An 8617-nucleotide genomic window follows, 5' to 3' on the forward strand; every position below is an offset into this window, starting at 1 on the left:
ATAGCAATGCAGATGGCGCGTTGTACAAAGCCACGTTTTACAGGTGCACGGCAAATTCGAAGTAGCCCGACCACGTGGGGTCGAAGCGCGTGGTCAGCTCAAGCGAGGCGGCTTCGTCGCGCAGCAGCAGCGGCGCGAGTGCCTGGCGTGCCATCTGCGTGTCGCCCACGTAGTACACGGCCTTGCGGCGGCCGGCGCGGGTCATGGTGTAGGCCAGGATGCCCAGCTGCGGCAGTTCGAGCAAGGTGGCGGCCTGGTCCTGCAAGGCCTGCACGGCGGCCAGCTCTTCGCGGTTTTCGACGGCCAGGTCCAGCTCGAGCGCGTAGGCGAGGTCGGCCCGCATCGCGACGGGCTGCGCGCTGCGGTTGACCATGACGATGGCGGTGTCGTCGGAGTCGCCGTCGCTTTCACTCTCGCTTTCGCCGTCGATCTCTTCATCCTCGTCGCCGCTGCCGTCGGCGCCTGGGCCGAAGGCGAGCGTCATCCCTGCCCAGTCGTGCTCGCCCTGGGGAAACTCTCCCGTGCGGCCCAGAAAATTGATCCAATGGCGGTCGAACACCGGAGGCAGTTGGCTGAGCGGGGTCCACTGCGCGTCGGGGTCCTGCGGCATCTCGACGAAGTCCACCGCGCCCACCTTCACCGCAAAGTCGTACTCGCCCAGCACATGGTCGAGCATGATGAACGCCATGTTGCGCGCGTGGTCCTGGTAGTCGCTCGGGATCTCGCGGCCGAATCGGATCTCCAGCGCGGCCTGGCCGTCATCGCGGCTGCACGCCACCAGCACGTCGGAGGTCTCGAGTTCGAAGCCGTCCATGCCGATGGGGAAGTCGGGCTGGGTGGTGCGTTCACGGAACGCGCGCAGCCGGTAGTGCGCCAGCGCGGGCGCAGCGGCCACCAGTTGCATGAGCAGCGGAAAGTTGGCGACGCTGCCGTGCGCGGTGGCGATGAGGTCCACCACGGCGTCATCGTCGCCGCCGGACATCTCGAGCGCCAGGCCTTCCAGGTGGCGCTCGAGGATGGTGTTGGCCGCTTCCACGCGGTCGAGCAGCGGCAGTGCCTGCAGCGTGGGCTGCGCGGCGCTGAACTCTGCCCAGAACGCGGTGATCTCGGGCGATGCGGGCGCCGCCATCAGACGAGTTCCAGCGCCACGGCCGTGGCCTCGCCGCCGCCGATGCACAGCGTGGCCAGGCCCTTGGTCAGGCCGCGGGCCTTGAGGGCGTACATCAGCGTGACCATGATGCGGGCGCCGCTTGCGCCGATGGGGTGGCCCAGAGCACAGGCACCGCCGTTGACGTTGACCTTGTCGTGGGGCAGGTCCAGCTCTTTCATCAGCGCCATGGGCACCACGGCAAAGGCTTCGTTGATCTCCCACAGCTGTACGTCGCCGACCTGCCAGCCGGCCTTGGCCAGCGCCTTCTGCGTGGCGCCCAGCGGGGCGGTCGCAAACCATTCGGGCTCTTGCGCATGGGTGGCGTGGCTCACGATGCGGGCCAGGGGTGTGGCGCCGAGCTTTTGGGCGGTGGATTCGCGCATCATCACCAGGGCGGCCGCGCCGTCGTTGATGCTGGAGCTGGACGCGGCGGTGATGGTGCCGTCCTTCTTGAACGCGGGCTTGAGGGTGGCGATCTTCTCGAGCTTGATCTTGCCCGGGCCCTCGTCGGTCGACACCACGGTCTCGCCCGCACGGGTCTTGACGGTCACCGGCACGATCTCGGCCGCGAAAGCGCCGGACTCGGTGGCGGCCTTGGCGCGCTGCACGCTGGCGGTGGCGAAGGCGTCCTGCTGCTCGCGGGTGAACTGGTACTTGGCGGCGCAGTCTTCGCCAAACGTGCCCATGGAGCGGCCGGCCTCGTACGCGTCTTCCAGACCGTCGAGCATCATGTGATCGAAGATGCGGTCATGGCCCAGGCGGTAGCCGCCGCGGCCCTTTTGCAGCAGGTAGGGCGCGTTGGTCATGCTCTCCATGCCGCCGGCCACCATGACGTCGTGCGTGCCGGCCAGCAGCATGTCGTGCGCCATCATCGCGGCCTTCATGCCGGAGCCGCACATCTTGGACAGCGTGACCGCGCCCGCTCCCTTGGGCAGGCCGCCCTTGAAGGCCGCCTGCCGCGCGGGCGCCTGGCCCTGCCCTGCCATCAGGCAGTTGCCGAACAGCACTTCACCCACGGCGTCGGGCGATACGCCTGCGCGCTCCATGGCCGCCTTGATCGCGGCACCGCCCAGGTCATGGGCAGACAGGCTGGCAAAGTCGCCCTGCAGCGACCCCATGGGGGTGCGCGCTGCGCCGACGATGACGATGGGGTCTTGGGTGGCTGTGGTCATGGTGTGGATCTCCTGGGTTGCTGTCGGTGTTGTGTGAACGAAAGATGCGGGAGCGTGGAGGCAGCGTTTGCAGCAGCGCCGCGCGCTAGGGAGCTGCGCCGTGCGCAAAGCGCCGGTCGCTGTCGTACGGAAAGACGTCGAGCATGTGGCCGGCCTGGATGCGCTCCTTGTGCGACTGCCAGAACGCGGCATCCAGCAGGTCCGCGTGGTGCTTCATGAAGACCTCGCGCACGGCGTCGTTGCCCAGCAGGAAAGGGCCGAAGGTTTCGGGGAACACGTCGCGCGGGCCGACGCTGTACCAGACCTCGCCGCTCATCTCTTCTTCCTCGTTGCGCGGCGCGGGCACGCGGCGGAAGTGGCAGTCGGTGAGGTATTCGATCTCGTCGTAGTCGTAGAACACGACCTTGCCGTTGCGGGTGACGCCGAAGTTCTTCCAGAGCATGTCGCCCGGGAAGATGTTGGCGGCGACCAGGTCCTTGATGGCGTTGCCGTATTCGATCACGCTGCGCTCCATCCGCTGGTGGGCGCGCGGGTCGGACAGGCCGGCGTCGAAGGCTTCCTGCAGGTAGATGTTGAGCGGCACCATGCGGCGCTCGATGTACAGGTGCTTGATGATGACCTCGGTCTGGCCGTCACCGTCGCGGTCGCTGATCTCGAGCTGGCTGGGGGCGAACTTTTCGATCTCGGCGATCAGCGCATCGTCGAAGCGGTCGCGCGGGAAGGCGACCTCGCTGTATTCGAGCGTGTCGGCCATGCGGCCCACGCGGTCGTGCTGCTTGACGAGCAGGTACTTGCCCTTGATCTGCTCGCGCGTGGTTTCCTTCTGGTGCGGAAAGAAGTCCTTGATGAGCTTGAACACGAACGGAAAGCTCGGCAGGTCGAACACCAGCATCACCATGCCCTTGATGCCCGGTGCGATGCGGAACTTGTCGCTGGAGTGCTTGAGGTGCGAGAGGAAGTCGCGGTAGAACAGCGTCTTGCCCTGCTTGGCCAGGCCCAGGGCGTTGTAGATTTCGGCGCGGGGCTTGCGCGGCATGAGGCTGCGCAGGAACTGCACGTAGGCGCTGGGTATCTCCATGTCGACCATGAAGTACGCCCGCGCAAAGCTGAAGAGCGCGAGCAGGTCGTCCTCGCCGAACAGGGCGGCATCGATGGCGAGCTTGCCCGCGTCGGTGTGCAGGATGGGCAGCGCGAACGGCACTTCGCTGAAGCCGTTGATGATCTTTCCCACCACGTACGCGCCCTTGTTGCGGTAGAACAGGCTGGCCAGCACCTGGATCTGGAAGTTGGCGCGCAGCGTCATGTGCGCGATGCGCGGCTCGATGGCGGCCAGCACATGAGCGGTGTCGCGCGCGAGGTCTTCGAACTCGCGCTGCAGCCGGAAGTTGTCGATGACGGCCTGCAGCGTGCTGTGCAGGTTGCTGCGCGAGGGGTAGTACGCGCGGTAGGTGGGCAGCGCCGCGGGCTCGTCGTTCTCGATGTACTCGGTGCTGACGGCCGGTCGCACGAAGATGAAGTCGTTGTGGAAGTGCGTGCGGTGCAGGATCTTGGTGGTGACCGAGTTGAAGAAGGTCTCGGCCAGCTCGGGCTGGTGGTGGTTGACCAGGAGGCCGATGTAGTGGAGCTTGATCTGGTGCCACACGTCCATGGGCTGCGAGCCGGCGCCGAACTCTTTTTCAAGCCGGCGCACGCACTCCTTCACGCGCAGGTCGTAGAACTCGATACGTTCGCGCTGCGCCCGCTGCTGGCCCGGCCAGTCGGCTGTCTCGAAGCGGTGCTTGGCGCGCGCGGACTCGGTGCGGAACAGCCGGTAGTGGCGGTTGAAGCCGTCCATCATCGCCTTGGCGATGCCGTAGGCCTCGGGGGCATCGAGCCGCTGGGGAAACATGGCGCGCCTGGGCTGGCTGGTGGACGGTTTTTGTGCCTGGCTGGGCCGGTTTATTCGCGGCGCGTGGCGGCAACGCCGGCGATGGCGGCCTTGTAGATCGCGTCCAGGCCTTCGGTGCTGTCCACCGTCATGTGCAGGTTGTTGATGAGGCCGTCTTTGAGGCCGTAGCACCAGCCGTGCAGCGTGACCTTCTGGCCGCTGCCCCAGGCGTCGAGCATGACGGTGGTCTGCGCGATGTTGACCACCTGCTCGATGGCGTTGAGCTCGCACAGCACATCGTGGCGCCACTGCGGCGCCACCGACGCGATGAGGTCACGGTGGCGGTCGCGCACGTCCTGCACGTGGCGAATCCAGTTGTCCGCCAGGCCTACGCGGATACCTTCCAACGCCGCCAGCACACCGCCGCAGCCGTAGTGGCCCACGACCATGAGGTGCTCGATGCGCAACTGGTCCACCGCGTACTGGATGGTGGACAAACAGTTGAGGTCGGTGGGCACCACCACGTTGGCCACGTTGCGGTGCACGAACACTTCGCCGGGCTCGAGGCCCGTGATCTGGTTGGCCGGCACGCGGCTGTCCGAGCAACCCACCCACATGTACTTGGGCTTTTGCTGAGCCAGCAGCCCGGTGAAGAAGCCGGGGCGTTCGCGCTCCATCTGGGCGGCCCAGGCGCGGTTGTGTACGAAGAGGTCGTCGATGGAGGTCGTCATGGGGTCCTTGAAGTCGTCAACGTGCCACCCTGAGTGGCCGGGGCGGCGGGCTCAGCAGGTCTCGGCGAACAGCTCGCGACCGATCAGCATGCGGCGGATCTCACTGGTGCCGGCGCCGATCTCGTAGAGTTTCGCATCCCGCCACAGGCGGCCCAGGGGGTACTCGTTGATATATCCGTTGCCGCCGTAGATCTGCACGCCTTCGCCGGCCATCCAGGTGGCTTTCTCGGCGCACCACAGGATGACGCTGGCGCAGTCCTTGCGCACCTGGCGCACGTGCTCGGTGCCCAGCATGTCGAGGTTCTTGGCCACGGTGTAGGCGAACGAGCGGCCGGCCTGCAGCACGGTGTACATGTCGGCCACCTTGCCCTGGATGAGCTGGAACTCACCGATGCTCTGGCCGAACTGCTTGCGGTCGTGGATGTACGGGATCACGTTGTCCATGACGGACTGCATGATGCCCAGCGGCCCGCCGGTGAGCACCGCGCGTTCGTAATCCAGGCCGCTCATCAGGACTTTGGCGCCCTGGTTGAGGCCGCCGAGCACGTTGGCCGCTGGCACTTCGACGTTGTTGAACACGAGCTCACCCGTGTGGCTGCCGCGCATGCCCAGCTTGTCGAGCTTTTGCGCAATGCTGAAGCCCGGCATGCCTTTTTCGATCAGGAAGGCCGTGACGCCGCGGGCGCCCAGCTCGGGCTCGGTCTTGGCGTAGACCACCAGCGTGTCGGCGTCGGGGCCGTTGGTGATCCACATCTTGTTGCCGTTGAGCAGGTAGTAGCCGCCCTTGTCCTCGGCCTTGAGCTTCATGCTGATCACGTCGGAGCCCGCGCCCGGCTCGCTCATCGCCAGGGCGCCCACATGTTCGCCGCTGATGAGCTTGGGGAGGTATTTGGCCTTTTGCGCCTCGTTGCCGTTGCGGTTGATCTGGTTCACGCACAGGTTGCTGTGCGCACCGTAGGACAGCCCGACCGAGGCGCTGGCGCGGGAGATTTCCTCCATCGCCACCATGTGCGCGAGGTACCCCATGGACGCGCCGCCGTACTGCTCGGACACGGTGATGCCGAGCACGCCCAGGTCCCCCATCTTGCGCCACAGGTCCATCGGGAACTGGTCGCTGCGGTCGATCTCTGCCGCGCGCGGGGCGATCTCGGCTTGGGCAAAGTCGCGCACGGCGTCGCGCAGCGCGTCGATGTCTTCGCCCAGCTGGAAATTCAGGCCGGGAAGGTTGGCGGGAATGCTCATGGATGTCTCCTCGAAGGTGAAGGGGAAAAGGCTTGTGGTCAGCCCTGGATGTGGTCGCGGCCCGTGACGGCCATGAGCGTGCAGCCCATGGTGGCGATGAGTTTTTCCTGCCCGCCCTCGATGGCGAAGGCCCTGCCCTCGCACACCGTGATGGTGCGGCCGGGCTTGAGCACGCGGCCTTCCATGCGAAAGCGCTCGCCCTGGGCGGGCGCGAGCAGGTTGATCTTGAATTCGATGGTGAGCACGGCCGCATCGGCCGCCATCAAGGTGAAGCCGGCATAGCCGCAGGCGGAATCCAGCGCCGTGGCGACCATGCCGGCATGCAGGAATCCGTGCTGCTGGGTGAGCGCCGCGGCCCAGCCGAGCTCGATGTCGACCGCCCCAGGGGCCACCAGCGCCAGACGCGCGCCGAGGGTCTGCATCGCGCCTTGGCGCGCAAAGCTGTCGGTCACACGGGCTGCGTACTCTGCGCAGCGGGGCTCGAAGGGGCTCGTTGGCACGACGGTCTCCAGATTTACGTTTACGTAAACGTCAATTATGGCTCATTTTTGTTTTTCGAGCTGCAGCAGAAGGGCACGGGCGTCGCTCTCGTGCTCTTGCACCTCTTCGAGGTTGGCCTTCAGATCCGCCATCTGCTCTTCCAGCTGCTTGCGGTGCACCACCAGCACGTCCAGGAATTTGCGCAGCTGTACGCCGGTATCGCGGGGGCTGTCGTAGAGGTCGATGATTTCCTTGGCCTCGGTGAGCGACAGGCCCAGGCGCTTGGCGCGCAAGGTCAGCCGCAGCCGGGTGCGGTCCCGCGCGCTGTACACCCGGTTGCGGCCTGCGGCGCCAGTGCGCTCGGGCTGCAGCAAGCCCATGTCTTCATAGAACCGGATGGCCCGCGTGGTGAGATCGAACTCTTTGGCGAGGTCGCTGATGCTGTAGGTGTTGGCCATGGTGCTTGTGGGGTGCAGCGCAGGTGGTTTCGCCCAGGAGACAGCCCGTCGGCCGCCAATCCCTACAATGCCTGGATGCATGACGTTTACGTTAACGTCAATGCTAACCCATCCGGTAGCCGCCATGAATCCCCTTGAACACCAAATCCACTACCCCTTGGGCGACGCCCTCCCTGGCGAGGGCTCCGTGATGGAAGTCGCGCCGGGCATTCGCTGGATACGGATGGGACTGCCGTTCGCCCTGGACCACATCAACCTGTGGCTTCTGCGGGACCGCCAACCCGACATCCACGGAAACTGGGTCGACGGCTGGACGGTGGTGGATTGCTGCATCGACAGCGCCACGACGCGCGCGCAGTGGGAGCAGGTCTTTGCGAACTGCCTGGAAGGGCTTCCCGTTTTGCGTGTGATCGTGACGCATATGCACCCCGACCACATCGGCCTGGCGCACTGGATCTGCGACCGCTGGCAGGTGCGCCTGTGGATCAGCGCGACAGACTACAACACCGCCAGGATCGCGGTGTACGACCGGGACGGCTTCGGGGGTGAAGCCAATGCGGATTTCTATGCACTGCACGGCATGCGGGACGAGGAATTCTTGCAGCACGTTCGTGCCCGCGTGTCTTATTTCCCGACCCTGGTCCCGGCGCTTCCGTCGACGTTTCGCAGGTTGCTGGACGGTGGAACGGTGGACATCGGCGGGAGGGTCTGGCGATGCATCAGTGGCTATGGCCACGCGCCCGAACACATGGCTCTGTACTGCGAGGAGTTGGGTGTTCTCTTGAGTGGCGACATGGTTTTGCCACGCATTTCAACGAACGTGAGCGTGCATGCCACCGAGCCGGAGGCGGACTCCCTGCGTTTGTTTCTGACGTCGCTGCGCAGGTATGTGGACCTGCCCGCGGATACCCTGGTGCTGCCGTCACACGGCAAGCCTTTTACCGGGCTGCACCAACGCATCCAGCAACTGGAAGACCATCATCGGGATCGTCTCCAGGACATCATGGATGCCGTCGGAGGAGCCGGCTTGTCGGCCGCCGATGCCCTTCCGATCCTGTTCAAGCGGTCGCTGGACGCCCACCAGATGACCTTTGCCATGGGCGAGGCGTTGGCGCATTTGCACTATCTGTGGTTCGGCGGGCAGATGGAGCGTCTGCTGGACTCGGACGGCGTGCACCGCTTCAGGATGCGGTCCGTCGGTTGAATCGGCTGTGTATTGACCGGCCTAGCGGTTGATCAGAGGACGATGTGGACTTAGTGCTTGGGTTGCTCCGGGCTTGCGGTGGCGCGGAAGCCATAGACCTTGCTCACCTGATCGTCAGTAGGAGCTCGGCGGGTCGTTCGTCGATCCACCTATTCACCTCTTCACTTATCGACTGATATCGCTTTCCGTGTTTCTATGGTGCAAAGCAAAGCGGAAAAGCAAAAAACCCCAGTCATGACTGACTGGGGTTTTCTGGGCTGTAAGAGCCTGACGATGACCTACTTTCACACGGGAACCCGCACTATCATCGGCG

General features: G+C 65.2%; 8 protein-coding genes. 1 reads left to right on the forward strand and 7 read right to left on the reverse strand.

The genetic code is table 11. The features are described from left to right. Positions 1–37 precede the first annotated feature (37 nt). From ASG27_RS05675 to ASG27_RS05705, 7 genes are all read right to left on the reverse strand, one after another. The gene (locus ASG27_RS05675) at positions 38–1129 is read right to left on the reverse strand and encodes a DUF695 domain-containing protein (protein ID WP_056414421.1); all 1092 of its coding nucleotides are present in this window, start codon (positions 1127–1129) and stop codon (positions 38–40) included. Continuing rightward, positions 1129–2322, reverse strand: a complete 1194-nt coding sequence (locus ASG27_RS05680) for an acetyl-CoA C-acyltransferase (protein ID WP_056414424.1) — start codon at positions 2320–2322, stop codon at positions 1129–1131. Before ASG27_RS05680 ends, ASG27_RS05675 begins: the two co-directional genes overlap by 1 nt. 85 nt (positions 2323–2407) lie before the next feature. Beyond that, complete coding sequence (gene aceK / locus ASG27_RS05685) at positions 2408–4210, reverse strand: bifunctional isocitrate dehydrogenase kinase/phosphatase (protein ID WP_056414427.1); 1803 nt, start codon at positions 4208–4210, stop codon at positions 2408–2410. Positions 4211–4260: 50 nt separating this feature from the next. Continuing rightward, the gene (can, locus tag ASG27_RS05690; protein WP_056162659.1) at positions 4261–4920 is read right to left on the reverse strand and encodes a carbonate dehydratase; all 660 of its coding nucleotides are present in this window, start codon (positions 4918–4920) and stop codon (positions 4261–4263) included. A 51-nt stretch (positions 4921–4971) separates the two neighbouring features. After that, complete coding sequence (locus ASG27_RS05695; protein ID WP_056414430.1) at positions 4972–6162, reverse strand: isovaleryl-CoA dehydrogenase; 1191 nt, start codon at positions 6160–6162, stop codon at positions 4972–4974. Positions 6163–6200: 38 nt separating this feature from the next. Continuing rightward, positions 6201–6584, reverse strand: a complete 384-nt coding sequence (locus ASG27_RS05700) for a PaaI family thioesterase (protein WP_200912402.1) — start codon at positions 6582–6584, stop codon at positions 6201–6203. A gap of 120 nt (positions 6585–6704) precedes the next feature. Next, complete coding sequence (locus ASG27_RS05705) at positions 6705–7100, reverse strand: MerR family transcriptional regulator (protein ID WP_056414436.1); 396 nt, start codon at positions 7098–7100, stop codon at positions 6705–6707. Between the two features lie 124 nt (positions 7101–7224). Here ASG27_RS05705 and ASG27_RS05710 point away from each other — a divergent pair, with 124 nt between their 5' ends. Continuing rightward, complete coding sequence (locus ASG27_RS05710) at positions 7225–8304, forward strand: MBL fold metallo-hydrolase (protein WP_056414437.1); 1080 nt, start codon at positions 7225–7227, stop codon at positions 8302–8304. Positions 8305–8617 lie beyond the last annotated feature (313 nt).

The organism is Acidovorax sp. Leaf191, assembly GCF_001424425.1.
In the GTDB taxonomy this organism is placed as follows: domain Bacteria; phylum Pseudomonadota; class Gammaproteobacteria; order Burkholderiales; family Burkholderiaceae_C; genus Acidovorax.